Source organism: Janibacter anophelis NBRC 107843 (genome assembly GCF_001570945.1).
GTDB classification, from domain to species: Bacteria; Actinomycetota; Actinomycetes; order Actinomycetales; family Dermatophilaceae; genus Janibacter; species Janibacter anophelis.
Map to the genome: position 1 here is coordinate 17,151 of NZ_BCSQ01000043.1, position 15,631 is coordinate 32,781.

12 protein-coding genes and 2 tRNA genes are annotated in these 15,631 nt (G+C 67.7%); 13 read left to right on the forward strand and 1 reads right to left on the reverse strand.

From position 1 onward, the window contains the following. Positions 1-352: 352 nt before the first annotated feature. Complete coding sequence (locus JAN01S_RS11790; RefSeq protein ID WP_157075717.1) at positions 353-787, reverse strand: hypothetical protein; 435 nt, start codon at positions 785-787, stop codon at positions 353-355. Between the two features lie 729 nt (positions 788-1,516). Here JAN01S_RS11790 and JAN01S_RS11795 point away from each other — a divergent pair. The 13 genes from JAN01S_RS11795 (at position 1,517) to JAN01S_RS11855 (ending at position 15,364) form a co-directional block, all read left to right on the forward strand. Further along, on the forward strand, positions 1,517-3,031 hold the full coding sequence (locus JAN01S_RS11795; protein ID WP_068318482.1) for a type I restriction-modification system subunit M: 1,515 nt from the start codon (positions 1,517-1,519) through the stop codon (positions 3,029-3,031). Beyond that, positions 3,024-4,172: a restriction endonuclease subunit S gene (locus JAN01S_RS11800; RefSeq protein WP_084360208.1), complete on the forward strand. Its 1,149-nt coding sequence runs from the start codon at positions 3,024-3,026 to the stop codon at positions 4,170-4,172. Before JAN01S_RS11795 ends, JAN01S_RS11800 begins: the two co-directional genes overlap by 8 nt. A gap of 6 nt (positions 4,173-4,178) precedes the next feature. Continuing rightward, positions 4,179-7,217 carry a type I restriction endonuclease subunit R gene (locus JAN01S_RS11805; RefSeq protein WP_068318484.1) on the forward strand — a complete coding sequence of 1,013 codons (3,039 nt, stop codon included), beginning with the start codon at positions 4,179-4,181 and terminating at the stop codon, positions 7,215-7,217. A 48-nt stretch (positions 7,218-7,265) separates the two neighbouring features. Beyond that, entirely contained in the window at positions 7,266-8,171 is a 906-nt protein-coding gene (locus JAN01S_RS11810; protein ID WP_068318486.1) for an abortive infection family protein, read from the forward strand. A 78-nt stretch (positions 8,172-8,249) separates the two neighbouring features. Beyond that, positions 8,250-9,002: a toll/interleukin-1 receptor domain-containing protein gene (locus JAN01S_RS11815; protein ID WP_068318489.1), complete on the forward strand. Its 753-nt coding sequence runs from the start codon at positions 8,250-8,252 to the stop codon at positions 9,000-9,002. Positions 9,003-9,455: 453 nt separating this feature from the next. Further along, positions 9,456-10,160, forward strand: coding sequence for a helix-turn-helix domain-containing protein (locus tag JAN01S_RS11820; protein WP_068318492.1), 705 nt, complete (start codon positions 9,456-9,458; stop codon positions 10,158-10,160). Beyond that, the gene (locus JAN01S_RS11825; protein WP_157075718.1) at positions 10,157-10,885 is read left to right on the forward strand and encodes a hypothetical protein; all 729 of its coding nucleotides are present in this window, start codon (positions 10,157-10,159) and stop codon (positions 10,883-10,885) included. The genes JAN01S_RS11820 and JAN01S_RS11825 overlap by 4 nt, the downstream gene beginning before the upstream one ends. Before the next feature lie 63 nt (positions 10,886-10,948). After that, positions 10,949-12,334, forward strand: a complete 1,386-nt coding sequence (locus JAN01S_RS11830) for a protealysin inhibitor emfourin (protein ID WP_068318497.1) — start codon at positions 10,949-10,951, stop codon at positions 12,332-12,334. A 31-nt stretch (positions 12,335-12,365) separates the two neighbouring features. Next, positions 12,366-12,833, forward strand: coding sequence for a type II 3-dehydroquinate dehydratase (gene aroQ, locus JAN01S_RS11835; protein ID WP_068318503.1), 468 nt, complete (start codon positions 12,366-12,368; stop codon positions 12,831-12,833). 207 nt (positions 12,834-13,040) lie between these two features. Next, positions 13,041-13,244, forward strand: coding sequence for a cold-shock protein (locus JAN01S_RS11840; RefSeq protein WP_007927749.1), 204 nt, complete (start codon positions 13,041-13,043; stop codon positions 13,242-13,244). Between the two features lie 101 nt (positions 13,245-13,345). Continuing rightward, the gene (locus tag JAN01S_RS11845; protein WP_068318506.1) at positions 13,346-14,956 is read left to right on the forward strand and encodes an LCP family protein; all 1,611 of its coding nucleotides are present in this window, start codon (positions 13,346-13,348) and stop codon (positions 14,954-14,956) included. A 64-nt stretch (positions 14,957-15,020) separates the two neighbouring features. Next, a tRNA-Ser gene (locus JAN01S_RS11850) sits at positions 15,021-15,110 on the forward strand. Between the two features lie 181 nt (positions 15,111-15,291). Beyond that, positions 15,292-15,364, forward strand: a tRNA-Arg gene (locus JAN01S_RS11855). Positions 15,365-15,631 lie beyond the last annotated feature (267 nt).

Genomic DNA, 15,631 nt, shown 5'->3' on the forward strand with positions numbered 1-15,631 from the left:
ACACCGTCGAGCAGTGGCGTGCCTCGTCCACAATCGCGACCATCACCCGAGCCGAGCCCTCCTGAAACTGGACGGCGCGAGGGTTTCCTTCGAGAACGCACGTCGCCGGCCCTGTTCGTCAGGACCGGCGAAGTGGGCAGCGTCCCACCGCTGCGGACGTCACCGAAGAAGGAGAAGGCGACTGACCACCACGGTGCGAGCTTCCGCTTCCGGGTCAAGCAGCCCACGATCGACTCAGGTGAGCCACCGGACGCGTTGGATGGGTGTGGGCCGCCGCAGCGTCACAACCGCCACATCCGGCAGTTGCAGCTACCTGCACACCATCGTTCGTGCTGGAAAACGTCCGCGACAACTACTCATCGTGCGGTGCGCGGTCACGGCGAGCCGCGAGCTCGCGTCGCAGGACTCGCATCAACGGTGAGCCCTCCAACCAGGCGCGAGGTTCAACTTCGGAGAGCGCAGGCGCCCCCGTGGCCTCCAAGACTTGCTGCCCGCCGGGCCGCCCTTCGAGCAGTGCACCGATGTCCTCGAGCAGTCCCCGCAACACCGTGCCCTGATGGAAGCGTTGCTCGCCCTCGGTCAGGAAGGTGATGACGTTGGTCAGGTACTCATCGCTCATCGCCACAAGCCGGTGAGGGCGCCCGAGGACGTCAACCCACCACACGTCCTGGTCGAACACACGCATATCCAGCTTTCCGGGCCCGAACTGGCCCCACGCCGTGAACGGGCGGTCTCCTGGCAGCAGGTCACGGTCAGCAGGGACGGGACTGGGCTCAAGCTCATCCATGCCAAGTCAGGGTGCCCGAACCGTCGGACACCGCATTCCCGGGCAGCGGTATAGCAAGTTCGAGCAGGTATAGCAGATTCGAGCAGGCCCGCCGCTTCCACGCTATGCGGAACCGCCACCCGCCCTCGCGCGCTGGTGACGCGCACTCAATCGTCCAACGGCCCGTTGGACACACAGGACGATGACTCACGCCAGTCCACGCCGACGAAGGCACTGGGGCGGCCCCGCTGGCACGAACTCGCGCCTGCTGGGGCGCATCCCGGCGCCCGAGGGGCAGCCATCAGTAGGCTCACCCCCGAGGGCGGCGAGGCCCGGAAACGAAGGGAGTCGTTGTGGCGAAGAAGCCAACGCAGGGGATACCGCGGACGAAGGCAGAGCGGGTCGAACTGAAGCGCCGGCGTGATGCAGGCGAAGAGCCCCCGCCCCGGCCACGGCGGCAGCGACAAAAGACCGCAGCTCAACTGAGACGGCGCGAGTACCTCGACCGTCTGGCAAGCGGGGAAGCCACCATCGTCTCCCGGCCCGCGAAGACCGCGGAGTACGACAGCCCACCCGTACGCATTGTCCCCGGCGGAGCGCCCGGCAGTTCCCGCAGGCGCTGACCAGCGACCTGGCTGCGCCAACCGCACCGAGCCGGACCTTTTACCACCGACGCCGTCCGGTACGGCGTCGGTGCGGCTCGCTACGGTGAGCCCACCAGCAAGGGCGACAGAGACGAGGGCGGGACGCGTGACCATCGAGGCGGGCAAGGCCGGACAGATGACCCAGCAACAGCTGGAAGCGACACTGTGGCGCGCCGCCAACGCCCTCCGCGGGCCCGTGGACCCCGGCGACTTCAAGGCCTACGTCTTCCCCGTCATGTTCTTCAAGTGGATCTGCGACACCCACGACTACCACCACGCCCGAGCCCTCGAGGACTGGGGCGACGACCTGACCGCAACCATCGAAGCGGACTACCAACCGTTCACCGTGCCCGCCGGCGCCACCTGGACCGATGTCCGTGAGACCGCCGTGAACGTCGGCGCCAAGCTCGCCACCAGCCTCCACCGCCTCCAGCAGGCCAACCCCGACCTCGTCGGGGTCTTCGGCGACGTCAACTGGGGCAACAAGGACCGCCTGCCCGAGAACGCCCTCGTCGCACTCATGGATACCTTCCATGAGGTCCAGCTGGACCCCGCGCACGTCGAAGGCGACATGCTCGGCGCCGCGTACGAGTACCTCCTTCGTGAATTCGCTGAAGCGTCCGGGAAGAAGGCCGGCGAGTTCTTCACCCCCCGCCACGTCGTCCACCTGCTCGTGCGACTCCTCGACCCCCAGCCCGGTGAGTCCATCGGCGACCCCGCCTGCGGCTCCGCGGGAATGCTCGTCGAGACCGTCAACGCCGTCCGCGCCGCCGGTGGTGACCCGCGGACCCTGACCCTGTACGGGCAGGAGGTCAACCTGACGACCGCGGCCATCGCGAAGATGAACCTCTACCTCCACGGCCTCGAAGACTTCACCATCGTGCGCGGCGACACCTTCCGCGAACCCAAGCTCCTCAACGGCGCCGCGCTGCGCAAACTCGACATCACCATCGCCAACCCGCCGTTCAGCCTGCAGAACTGGGGCGCCGCGGACTGGGCGAACGACCCGTACAAGCGCGTCATCTGCGGCGTCCCGCCAGCCAAGAACGGCGACTACGCGTGGATCCAGCACATGATCGCCACGATGGGCCCCGAGCGTGGTCGGGTCGGGGTCGTGATGCCCCACGGCGTGCTGTTCCGCGGCGGCAAGGAAGGCGCCATCCGGCAGTGCCTGCTCGAGAAGGACCTCCTCGAGGCCGTCATCGGGCTGCCGCCCAACCTGTTCTACTCCACCAGCATCCCCGTGTGCCTCCTCATCTTCCGCGCGAACAAGACGCCCGAGCGGGCCGGGAAGGTCCTGTTCGTCGACGCGTCCGCGCGGTTCCAGACAGGCAAGAACCAGAACACGATGTCCGAGGCCGACGTCGAGGCCATCGACGCCGCGTACAAGCACGGCGAAGACATCGACGGCGAGGCAGGGCTCCACGTGCGGCTGGTGGACCTGGCGGAGGTCGAGGAGAACGGGTTCGACCTGAACATCGGCAGGTACATCCAGACCGAGCAGGCCGCCGAAGTCGATGTCGAAGCCGCTCTGGCTGCGTACCGAGACGCCCGCGCGTCCCTGCGGCTGGCAGAGGTCGAGCTGGACCGGAAGCTGAAGGCGGCGGGCTTCGATGCGTGAGGGGTGGCGCAGCACGACCCTCGGCGAAGTCTGCACCCTGACCAAGGGTGCCACTGCAACGATGAAGGCGGAGGCTGGGCCATACCCCCTCGTGGTGACTGCCGAAGCCCGGAGCAACTCGGCCGACTATCAGTTCGAGGGCGAAGCGGTGTGTGTGCCGATGGTGTCGTCAACCGGACACGGTCACGCGTCACTGAAGAGGGTTCACTACCAGGACGGCAAGTTCGCCGTTGCCAGCATCATCACGGCCTGCCAGGAGAAGCCCGGCGCGGGCCTCGACATGAAGTTCCTGTGGCTGCTGCTCGACCACCGTCGGGATGAGCTCATCGTCCCGTTGATGAAGGGGACCGCCAACGTGTCCCTCTCTCAGAAGAATCTTGCGACGGTCCCGCTGCTGTTGCCTCCTGTCGAGGAGCAGCGACGCATTGTGGACCTCCTTGCGGCAGTGGACGCTGCTATCGAGGCCGAGGACGCTCTTCTCCGAGTGTCACGGGGCGCGCGCTCAAACTTGCTGACCGCGGTCTGCGTCGATGCTCCGGAGGTTCGCCTGGACGATGTAGCAACGGTGTCACAGGGACGAGGGCTCCCGAAGTCCGTTCAAGGCGAACAGTCGGGGGAGGTCCCTTGGTACAAGATCGCCGATATGACTGGGCCCGGGAACGAGTATGGGTACACCAACGCCCAGACGACGCTTACCGGAGAGCAGATAACTTCGCTCGGTGGACGGGTCGTGGCGGCCGGCTCGGTCGTGTTTCCCCGTGTGGGTGCAGCAGTCAAGACCGAGAAGAAGCGCCTTGTGGAGACAGAGGGGGCTGTCGACGAGAACCACCTCGTCCTCACGCCACGCGACGGCATCGGCAGCGAGACACTTCTCGCCACGATGGAGAACGTCAGCCTGACGAGCCTCGTCCAAGGGGGAGCAGTTCCATCCCTGAACATGAAGCTCATCCGCGAAGCGCGGGTCACCTGGCCGGACCGGGCCGAGGAGGCCGAAGGCCTGATGCGGGCCAGCCGCGTTGTCTCAGCCCAAGCCCACTCAAGCTTGACCCGGCTGCGCGAGCTCCGCGCGAACCTCCTGACGGTCCTACTGTCGGGTGAGCACGAAATCCCCGACAGTTACGACGAACTGCTGGCAGGGTGAGGTGTCGTGGGGAAGCTGAACGAGTCAACGACGACCCAAGCGTTCGTCATCGACCATCTCAAGGCGGCTGGATGGCATCACGTCCCGGGTAAGGACCTTGGGCGTGAACACGAAGACGTCCTCCTCGAGGACGGTGTCATCGACGCCATCGAACGCCTCAACCCCGGCGTCGACGACCACCCCGAACAAGCGCAAGTCCTCCTCAACGAGCTCCGTGCCCTGACCCTCGCCGCGGGCCAGGACGGTCTTGTCGAGACCAACCAACGCTTCACGACCTGGCTCCGGGGCCTGCACACCCACGACTTCCGCGGCCAGAACCGCAACGAACCCGTCCACCTCATCGACTTCCGCAACCCGGGCCGCAACACATACATCGTCTCCGACGAGGTCACGTTCGGCGCCGGCAGCATCAAGTCCCGCTTCGACATCGTCCTGTGGGTCAACGGCATCCCCGTCGTCGTCGGCGAAACGAAGTCCTCAACCTCCGCGAGCATCTCTTGGTTCCACGCAGCCAAGGACATCCACGAACACTACGAACCACACCACCCCGCGTTCTTCGCCCCGAACATCCTCAACTTCGCCACCGAAGGCAAAGACCTCCGCTACGCCGGCGGCCGCACCCCTCTGGACCACTGGCAGTCCTGGGACGTATCCACCGCACCTGCCGGCGAGTACGGGTGGGACCGCGTCGGGCGCGCCGTCGACACCCTCCTGACGCCCGCGACCATCCTGGACTTCCTCGCCGGGTTCACCGTCTACGAGACGACCCGCACCCCTGCCGGCGCACCCGTGCTGATCAAGGTCCTGGCGCGCTACCCCCAGTACGAAGCGGTCAAGCTCATCCTCGACCGCGTCCGCGACGGCTCCCGCAACCGTGGCCTCATCCACCACACCCAAGGTTCGGGCAAGACCCTCGCGATGACCTTCGCTGCCGCGCAGATGATGAGGGACAAGAGCCTGAAGAACCCCACCGTCATCCTCATCGCCGACCGCATCCAGCTCGTCGACCAGACCTACGCCCAGTTCCGCTCCGCCGGGATGCCGGCACTGTCCACCCCCGCCACCGCAGAGGCGCTGCGGACTCTCCTGGCGAGCGACAAGCGGGGCCTGATCTTCACCACCGTCCACAAGTTCCGCGACGCGCCCGTGCTGTCCGAGCGAGACAACATCGTCGTCCTGATCGACGAAGCGCACCGCACCCAAGAAGGCGGGTTGGGGCAGTCGCTGCGTGCAGCGCTACCGAACGCGACGTTCTTCGGGCTGACCGGAACGCCCATCGCTGACCTCGAGAAGAACACCTACGACCTGTTCGGGCACCCCGACGACCCGGGCCGCACCCTGCACGCGTACACCTCCGACCGGTCCATCGCCGACGGGATGACCGTGCCCATCCACGTCACCGCGCGTCTGGTGGACTTCCAGCTCGACCAAGAGGGCCTCGACGCGGCGTTCGCCGAGATGCTCGACGAAGAAGACCTCGACGACGAGCAGCGCGACTTCATCACCCGCAAGGCGTCGCGCACCTCGACCTTCTTCTCCAACCCAGAGCGCATCGAAACTGTCTGCGCGGACATCGTCGACCACTTCTACGCCACCGTGGACCCCCTGGGCATGAAGGCCCAGGTCGTCGTCAACGACCGCGACCTGTGCGTCGCCTACGAGACCGAGCTTCGGCGCCTCCTGGTCAAACGAGCCACCGACACCGGCACCGCTCCGGACGAGGTGCGGGTCGTCATGAGCGTCCAACCCAAGGACGACGCCACCCTCCAGCCGTACAAGCTGACCAGGGAGGAAGAGAACGCCCTGCTGGACCGCTTCAGGGCCTACGGCGACCCGCTGAAGTTCCTCGTGGTCACCGCCAAGCTCGGCACCGGGTTCGACGCGCCCATCGAAGGGGTCCTCTACCTCGACAAGCCGCTGAAGCTGCACACCCTGTTCCAGACCATCACCCGCACCAACCGCAACTGGACCCACCCGGTCACCGGACAGCGGAAGAAGAACGGGCTGGTCGTCGACTACGTCGGTCTCGGCGAGGGGTACGCCCGCGCGATGGTCCCCGCCGACCCCGAGAAGGCGAAGCGGCACATCGACCTCGAGGGGCTCATCGACGTCTTCGAAGCTGAACTGCCGTCCGTCCTCGACCAGTTCAACGGCATCGACCGCACCAAGGTCGGCTACGAAGTCCTCCAAGCCGCGAACGAACGCATGCCCGACGAAGCCGCCCGCGACCGGTTCGCCACCCGCTTCGGGCTCCTGGAAGGCATCTGGGAGACCGCATGGCCCCACCCACGACTCGGCCCTCACCGCGAGGACTATGGCTTCCTGGCGAAGGTGTACCAGAACATCAAGCCGTCCAGTTCCAACTTGGACCTGCTGTGGCACCGCCTCGGCGCCAAGACCCTCGACCTGGTCCACTCCCGCATCGGCCCCGTCACCCTGACCGCGACCACCAAGGAAGCAGTCGTCGCCGACGCCGGCACCATCCAGACCCTCCTGGATGACCCGACCTTCGCCCACCTCGAAACCGAGGTACAGGACAAGAGCGCCCAACAAGTCCTCGACTCCATCACCAAACGCCTCCAAGCCCGCATCGACGGCGACACCGGCGACCACAAGGTCTGGGCCACCCTGGCCGAGCGCCTCGAAGCGCTGCGTGAGCGGGCCATCGGACAAGCCGAGAACGCGTTGGACTGGCTCCGCGACCTCCTCACGACCGCCCGAGACCTGACCGTCGCCGAACACGCCGAGGACGATGGTGGACGCGAAGGTCTGGACGCGTTGCCGCCGCTGACCGACCCCAACGTGGGTGCCCTGACCCAGATCTTCCAGGAGTACGCGCCAGCTGACACCCCGGTCCTCATCGGACGCATCGTCGAACAGGTCGACTCCATCGCCCGCGAGGTCTGCCACCCCGGCTGGGTCGCCAAGGACGCCTCCGTCCGCGACGTCCGCCTCGCACTACGCAAGACCCTCAAACAGAACGGTCTCAGCCACGACGGGGACCTGTTCGACCGCGCCTACGGATACATCGAGCAGCACTACTGATGACGCTGGTGGACGCGACCAGCGTGGAGAGAGAGCGGGTGAGCACCAGTGACCTTCAGCCGTGAGGACTTGGTCAGCGCGACCACGACTGACAGCCCGTGGGAGCCATCGACCGAGGCCATCAACTTCCGGGTGCTCCAACGCATCATCGACGGCGACCCGTCCGGCCACTCGCCCGTTGCCGTCGCTGTGGCCGTCACGGACTTGGTACGGGACGAGCTGGAGAAATTCGGGACGAGCGGTGGCGAGATCGCCGATAACGCAGGGTCCAAGGTGCTCATCAGAGCGCTCACGGCATCAGCGTCCGCGGCAGGAGCTGGACCGTTCACGCTCCCGTTCCGAGACTTCGACAACTTCAAGAGCTACTGGAAGCGAAACGGATGCTACGGCAGCTACCAAGCGCGCCAAGAGTTGATCAACGAGCTGTTCGAGCCCCTTCAACAGCGACTGGACGCTCTCGCGTCCGGCGCAGGTTCGGCCCTCGCGGTGACCGACGATGCACTGAACTCCCTGACCGACCCCACTGCCATTCGCGATCACCTCAACCGCATCGCGAACCTCATCGAGTCAGACCCCCGTGCCGCGGTTGGTAACGCCAAGGACCTCCTCGAGAGCGCCGCGAAACTGGTTCTGCGCGAGCTCGGTAACGAATACCCACCGAAGCCGAAACTTCCGGTCCTGATCGACACCACCCACAGGGTCTTGGGCGCGCACGCCAAGGAGTTCAAGGACTCCTCGGCCATCCGAAGCCTCCTCGGCGGGCTCTCCACCACAGTCAAGGGTGTCGCCGAACTCCGAAACGAAGCTGGCACAGGCCATGGGCGCGAGAGCGTGCCCGTGTGGGTCGCACCACGGCACGCACGCTTGGCCGTCGGAGCCACCACGGTGTGGGTCCAGTTCGTGCTCGAGACCTTGGGGGAGCGCAAACGCGCGAACCCCGGCAGCAGCCGGTGAGCCGGCAGCCCAAGACGACGCCTCCCGGGGTGTCAGTGCGTGCACCTACCGTTGTTTACCTGAGGTGAAGGAGTCAACGTGGTCAGCAACAGTGAGCTCAACCGCCGCATCAGAGCAGCCCAGCGCAAGGCGCAGCAGCAGTTCAACCGCGAGGTCGACAGAGTCAATCGTGAGAACCAGCGGCGCGTCGACGCTGCCAACCGAAAAATCGCAGCCCAGAACAAGGCTGAGGTGGACCGGGTCAACAAGGCGAACCAACGGGCTGTCGACGCCCACAACCGCAAGGCAGACGCGCACAACAGGAAGGTGATCGCGGGCCTCAGCCGGCGGCTCACGGGTCCGACTCGCGTGGTCAGCTACCGACCGGCGGAACAAGACCTGGTCGAGCGAGTCCACAACGCCATCTCCTTCGACGACGGGCGCGAGTACGACGTCTTCATCAGTTACGCGCGCATCGACGGCGAGCCCACAGCGACTGCCCTGGCCGCAGCACTCACAGACCGCGGGGTCTCTCCTTGGCTCGACCAAGTCGCCATCGAACCGGGCAAGAGCCAGTCGCTCCAGATGGACGCTGGCCTCCGCAAGGCCGCGGCCGGCGTCGCCGTTCTCACGCCTGCGTACCTCACCGGGCGCTTCTGGACTCAACGTGAACTCGGCGCGCTCCTGCACAAGGACGTGCTCATCCCAGTACTGGATGGAGTCACTTTCGCCGATGTCGCCGAGTACAGCGGCATCCTGCCCGACCTCGCCGGCTTCACCACCGCCGAAGACAACCTCGAGACCATCGCTGACAAGATCGCACCCGCCGTTCTACCCGCCGCCCAGCAGTAGCCGCGTTCAGAAGGCCGACGCAGGCAGAACGTCTACCGCAAACCCGATGTCACGGGCATCTGGCAGGGTCTCGTGTGACAGGTTGGCTGGTTCTCGTGTGATGGCCTCATCCGGCACTCCTCGAGTTCGGCTCCAGCAGCGGGCTGTAGACCTTTTGTAAACTCCCCGCCGAACTCCTGGGTCGCGGCATCGTTCACGTCGTCGCGACCCAGGACATTCTTTGTGCCTCGTCCGGGCCGCGAGTCACGGAGCCAGCCGGGAGTGGCTGTGCCGCATCGTCTCTAGCCTGTCTCTGCTCTGCCCGGCAATGAAGGACAGGAGGACGACGATGAAGAGGGTGATCAGGATGAGCAAGGAGGTGTTGGCCCTGTCCTCTGCTCGATCATTGCAGGAAACCTTTATGTCCGCATAGTATTTACGCAATGTCGTCATGAGTGGAAGCGAGGTCTGGTCGTGGGTCTGATCAGTGCCCCCGAGGCCGCCGTCCAATTGGGCGTCTCACGCACGCGCATACAGCAGCGCATTCAGGACGGATCCCTTCCCGCGCGAAAGGTGGGACGCCAATGGGTCATCGACCAAGCCGACCTTCGCGAGATCGCTCACCACACCGACCCCGGACGGCCCCTGTCGCGAGCCTCGGCCGGAGCTCTGATTGCCGTGGCCGCCGACGTGGCTGACCATCTCTCCCCATGGGCGAAGTCCCGCGCACGTGCCCGTCTGGCCCAACTGCTCGAGGAGGCGCCACACGAGCGCGATCTGGACGACTTTGCCGTCCTCATGCTCCGCACGCTCGGCCACCGCGCCGCGCGAGAGCTCTACAGGGCCTCGCCGCTGGACCTGGCGGGGCTGCGCGACGACGCGCGGATGCACCTCTCGGGCCTGTCCTCGCCAAAGGCACAGATGTCGGCTCTGGATGTCGTTGAGGGCTATTCGAGGGCCGGCGACCGTGACGCGCTGGTGCGAGACCATCTCCTCGTGCCGGCATCCGCGGACCGCGCCAATGTCGTCCTTCACGTCGTCGACGAGGCCGTCGATCCAGAGCGTTACAAGGACATCGACCTCGTCATCGCCGCTGATCTGGCGGAGCATCCGGGCCCGCGCGAACGTGCCCGCGCGCAAGAGCTCCTGGCCGAGCGTGCACAGAGGCGCGGCGCGTGACCTGGGTGGTCATGCCGGTGATGTCTGCTGGCCAGGAGCAGGCGTGGCACACATTGATGGACCTCCACGAAGCCGTCCCGACCGACTGGGCGCTCGTCGGCGGACAGATGGTGCATCTGCACTGCGCCGAACGAGGCGGTGTGCCGCCGCGACCCACCGATGACGCCGACACCGTCGTCGATGTCCGAGCCCAGCCGGACATCCTCCTGACCTTCACCGCTGCCCTGGCGGATCTTGGGTTCACTGCCGACACCTCCGGCGACGGGATGCAGCACCGCTGGAAGCGCGACCGCGCACAAATCGACGTCCTCATCCCGGAAGGCACCGGTCAGCGCGCAGAGTCCAGGGGTGGGGTCCATGGGGCGCCCACCGTCGCGGCACCGGGAACCACCCAGGCGCTCGCCCGTGCGAGCGACATCGAGGTCGAGGTCGCCGGCAGGCGCGGCATGGTGCGCCGCCCAAGCCTCGTGGGCGCCTTGGTCGGCAAGGCAGCCGCTCGCATCGACTTGGGCAGTGGCGGAGCCAGCGGTCGGCACTGCGTCGACTTCGTCGTGCTTGCCGGCCTGCTCTCCGCGAGCGACGTCCGCGATGAGGCCCTGTCACCCAAGGACCGCAAGCGTCTGCGCCTGATGCTCGACGTCTGCACCCGAGATCCAGCCGCTCTCAGCGTCGAGAACGCGACGGAGAACCTGCAGCGCCTCTCGCTGGCAGCCGGCCTGTCGTAACTGATCGTCCACGACGCCGAACTCCCGGGTGCGGTTGTCGGTGGACAGGAGTTCACTGGGTGGATGACCCGGTGCAGCATCGTCCCGCCCCACGTCCTCGCCGCGCTCGCGCGCTCGGACGACGCCCGTCCGGCGCTCGTGGCCGCGCGCACCCTGGCCCTCGACGCCTCGTTGCGGCACGGCCGGACGACGGCGCGGACGCTCCCTTCGCCCTCCGTCGCGCCCACGAGGCCGGCGGAGGGGCCGCAGCGCACGGTCCACGACGCGGGCGGCACCGAGCAGCTGCCCGGCACCGTGGTGCGTGACGAGGGCCAGCCGCCCACCTCGGACCCGGCCGTGGACGAGGCCTACGACGGACTCGGGCTGACGTGGGAGCTGTGGGCGCGCGAGTACGGCCGGGACTCGCTGGACGGCGCCGGCATGCCGCTGCTCGCGACCGTGCACTACGCGCAGGACTACGACAACGCCTTCTGGGACGGCATGCAGATGGTCTTCGGCGACGGTGACGGCGAGATCTTCACCCGCTTCACCGCGAGCCTCGACGTCATCGGCCACGAGCTCGCCCACGGCGTCACCGAGCACACCGCGGCCCTCGTCTACCGCGACCAGTCCGGTGCGCTCAACGAGCACGTGTCCGACGTCTTCGGGGTGCTCGTCAAGCAGCGCCACCTCGGGCAGACTGCCGACGTGGCCGACTGGCTCATCGGGGCCGAGCTGCTCGCCGAGGGCGTGCAGGGGCAGGCCCTGCGCTCGATGGCCGCGCCGGGCACCGCGTACGACGACCCGCGCATGGGGCGCGACCCGCAGCCGGGGCACATGGACGACTTCGTGCGCACCCGCGACGACAACGGGGGAGTGCACATCAACTCCGGCATCCCGAACAAGGCCTTCCACCTCGTCGCCACGACGATCGGCGGTCCTGCCTGGCAGGCTCCCGGGCTCATCTGGTGCGACGTGCTCACCGGGCAGATCGCGCCGGACTGCGACTTCGCGACCTTCGCCGGGCTCACCCTCGCCGCGGCACGGGCCCGGTACGGCGACGGGTCGCCGGAGGCGATGGCGGTCGCCGATGCGTGGCAACAGGTGGGCGTCGCCCCGGACGAAGGGGGGACCCCCGGCGCCGAGGTCGACATCCCGGGGGGCGCCGGTCGCGTGGGAGCCGCGACGGGCCCCCTTCGCCTGTCGCGCTCGGGTGGGGTGGCGGGCCTGACGCGGGCGCGCGAGTTGGTCCTCGACGAGCTGCCGGAGCCCGACGCGCGGGCCTTCCGGGCACTCGTCGAGGGTCCGCAGTTGCCCCGTCTCGCTGCTGAGGAGCCGTCGCGCCCCGACGCTCTCTGCTACGGCCTGCAGTGCGAGCGCCCGGAGCTCGACGTGCAGGTCGCCGAGACCGTGCTGCCGCAGGCCACCCGCAGCCTCTTCGAGCGGACCCTGCGCGGCGAGGGCCGGTGACGGCTGCGCGCTCGTCGTTAGGCTGCCGGTCGTGAGCAGCGCACCGACCGTCGTCGTCCTCAACGGGCCCAACCTCAACCTGCTCGGCGAGCGCGAGCCCGAGGTCTACGGCCACGAGACCCTGGCCGACGTCGAGGCGCTGTGCCGCGCGCGGACCGACGAGCTGGGCTGGGCGCTCGACTTCCGCCAGACCAACCACGAGGGCGTCATGATCGACGCCATCCACGAGGTGCGGGCGAGCGCGGTCGGCCTGGTGATCAACGCGGGCGGCTGGACGCACACGTCGGTCGCGATCCGCGACGCATTGGCCGCGGTGCAGGGGCCGGTTGTCGAGGTGCACATCTCCGATGTCCATGCGCGAGAGGCCTTTCGGCACTTCTCCTACATCAGTGACGTGTCGGAGGCGGTCATCGTCGGGCGGGGCGTGCGCGGCTACGTCGAGGCGATCGACGCGGTGCGTGAGCACGTGGGCGGACGAGCGCCGCACGATGATGCCTGACCACGACCACGCCGCCGTCGGGGTTTGCTGGTAGCGTCGCTCACGTAGTTGCAGTACAGAACTTCTCGCATGATGCGAATGGGACCGACTCGTCGGGCTCACAGTGTTACCAGAGGCGTGTACCTCTGCCGAGGGGAGCTTTGCAGCTTGCGCAAGGTCTCGCGACCCGCGAGGCCGGTTTGTTCAACAGGAAAGAAGATTCACCCCATGGCACAGGGCACCGTTAAGTGGTTCAACGCTGAGAAGGGCTTTGGCTTCATCGCCCAGGACGGCGGAGGCCCCGACGTGTTCGTTCACTACTCCGCGATCGACACGACCGGCTACCGGTCGCTCGACGAGGCGCAGCGCGTCGAGTTCGAGATCACCCAGGGCCCCAAGGGCCCGCAGGCCGAGCGCGTTCGTCCCGTCTGAGACGACTCGCACGCCTGATGCGGTGATTCCACCGCTTCGTTCGAAGGCCCCCACCATCCGGTGGGGGCCTTCGTCATGTCCGGGGTTAGGGTGTCCTCTCGATGGAGCACGAGGACGAGCGCCGATACGAGACGCGAGCTGACCGGAGGCGGGCCCTCGAGCAGCAGCGCTCGACCGCGCGTCGTGGGTCTCGTCGCAGCTCCACCGTGGTGCGGGCCCCGCAGGGCACCACCCGTCTGGACCGGCGCGCCGGAGGGACGACGCGCTCGGCGCGGCTGTCCCACCGAGAGGCCAAGCGGGCCTCCCTTCGTCGCCGTCTGCTCCAGGTGGGCGGAGGCGCCATGGCCCTCGCCGTCACCGCCGGTCTCGCGGTCACCGTGCACCTCAACGGCAACATCGAGCGGGTCGACATCGGGCACGGGTCCGCTGCCCGGCCCACCGCCGCCGTCGAGGGCGCGCTCAACATCCTGGTGATCGGCTCCGACACCCGGGAGGGGATCGGCACCACGGAGTACGGCGTCGGCACGGCCGAGGGCGGCGCCCGGTCCGACACCAACCTGCTCGTCCACCTCTCCGCCGACCGCGAGTCCGCCTACGTCGTCTCGATCCCGCGCGACTCGATGACCAAGGCGCCCACCGACTGCTCCGACCCGGCATCGACGGTCGACAACGGTGAGGTCCGCCGGTGGAACGACAACTTCAACCGCGGCGGCCCCGCCTGCACCGTCAAGACACTCGAGGGCCTCACCGGGGTCTTCGTCGACCACGTGGCCGTCATCGACTTCAGTGGGTTCCAGGCCATGGTCGACGGGCTCGGCGGCGTCGACGTGTGCCTGCCGCAGGCCGTGCACGACGAGGACGCGCAGATCGACCTGCCGGCCGGCCGCCAGCGGCTCGAGGGCAAGGACGCGCTGGGCTACGTGCGCATGCGCAAGAGCCTCGGTGACGGGTCGGACCTGCAGCGCATCGAGCGCCAGCAGGCCTTCATGTCCTCGATGGCCCAGGAGGTCACCGACACCTCCCTGCTGCTGCGGCCGGACCGCCTCTACAGCTTCCTCGACGCCGCCACGCGGTCGATGACGGCCGATGACGACCTCGGCCTGACCCGGCTGATGTCGATCGCCTCCAGCCTCAAGGAGCTCGGCACCGACGAGATCGTCTTCGTGACGGTGCCGACCGAGCCGTACCCGGCCGACACCAACCGTGTGCAGTGGCGCCCCGAGGCGTCCGAGGCGCTGTGGGCTGCCGTCCGGGACGACACGGCGCTCCCCGGCCGGGACCCGAAGCGGCATGCCAAGGACGAGCGCAAGCTGACCGTCGCGCCCTCGTCCGTCAGCGTGTCCGTCGTCAACGACACCGGGGTGTCCGGGCTGGCGCGTCAGGAGGTCGCGGCACTGACGGCGCAGGGCTTCGATGCCTCCGTCGTGCAGACCCCACCGACCGGGACCGTCAGCGGCGTCTTCGTCCACCATGCGAAGGGGGACGAGCAGCACGCGCGCACTGTCGCCGCCGCGTACCCGGGAGCCAAGCTCAAGGTCGACGAGACCCTCGCGGAGGGCGACGTCCGGCTCGTGCTCGGCGAAGGCGCCGACCCGGCTCGGGAGGTGCCCAACAGCGAAGCCGACGGTCCGCTCCCTTCGCCCTCGGTCACCGCGCCGCCCGCCGCGACGGACGTCGCGAGCCGCACGGCCTCCGAGGACATCTGCAGCTGAACCGCTCCGCACCCACCCGAGTTGGAGTGCGCGAGGCCCGACGGTTAGTCTGTCCGGGTTGTCTGGAGACGTCGCCTAGTCCGGTCTATGGCGCCGCACTGCTAATGCGGTTTGGGTTTATCGCCCATCGAGGGTTCAAATCCCTCCGTCTCCGCAGCGTCGAAGAGCCCCCGAGCCATCCGGTCCGGGGGCTCTTCCAGGTCCGCGTGCAGTCGCTTGCGAGGCGCGCATCTCCCCGGGCGGATGCGCGGTCGACGGCGGGTGGTGGCGCCGATTTCGTCCTCGGGCAGCGATCAAGTATTGTCCTTCCTTGTTGCCGACGAGTTCGGCGGCGAGCGCCCGTAGCTCAACGGATAGAGCATCTGACTACGGATCAGAAGGTTTGGGGTTCGAATCCCTACGGGCGCGCTCTGTGTTGAGACAGACGGAACAGGCCCTGCCAGCGACTACGCGGCAGGGCCTGACTCGTTCTCGGGGGCGGGTCCCGGTCGAGCGCGCGACTCAGGGGATGGGGCAGGGGGCGCCCTCGCAGCAGGGCCGGATGTAGCCGCACCCGTCGCATCGCTCGTGGGAGGTCTCCCAACGCATCAGGCGTCCGCAATTGGGGCAGGGCTCGGTCAGATCCGCCATGACGTCAGCCTATCCGTGGCCTGCGTCGGCCCACGCGAACCCGCC

Excerpts from the sequence above, each read along its gene's own strand:
- JAN01S_RS11790 (WP_157075717.1), bottom strand. The coding sequence starts at position 787 with ATGGATGAGCTTGAGCCCAGTCCCGTCCCTGCTGACCGTGACCTGCTG.
- JAN01S_RS11840 (WP_007927749.1), top strand. The coding sequence starts at position 13,041 with ATGGCACAGGGCACCGTTAAGTGGTTCAACGCTGAGAAGGGCTTTGGC.
- JAN01S_RS11845 (WP_068318506.1), top strand. The coding sequence starts at position 13,346 with ATGGAGCACGAGGACGAGCGCCGATACGAGACGCGAGCTGACCGGAGG.
- JAN01S_RS11830 (WP_068318497.1), top strand. The coding sequence starts at position 10,949 with ATGACCCGGTGCAGCATCGTCCCGCCCCACGTCCTCGCCGCGCTCGCG.
- JAN01S_RS11800 (WP_084360208.1), top strand. The coding sequence starts at position 3,024 with ATGCGTGAGGGGTGGCGCAGCACGACCCTCGGCGAAGTCTGCACCCTG.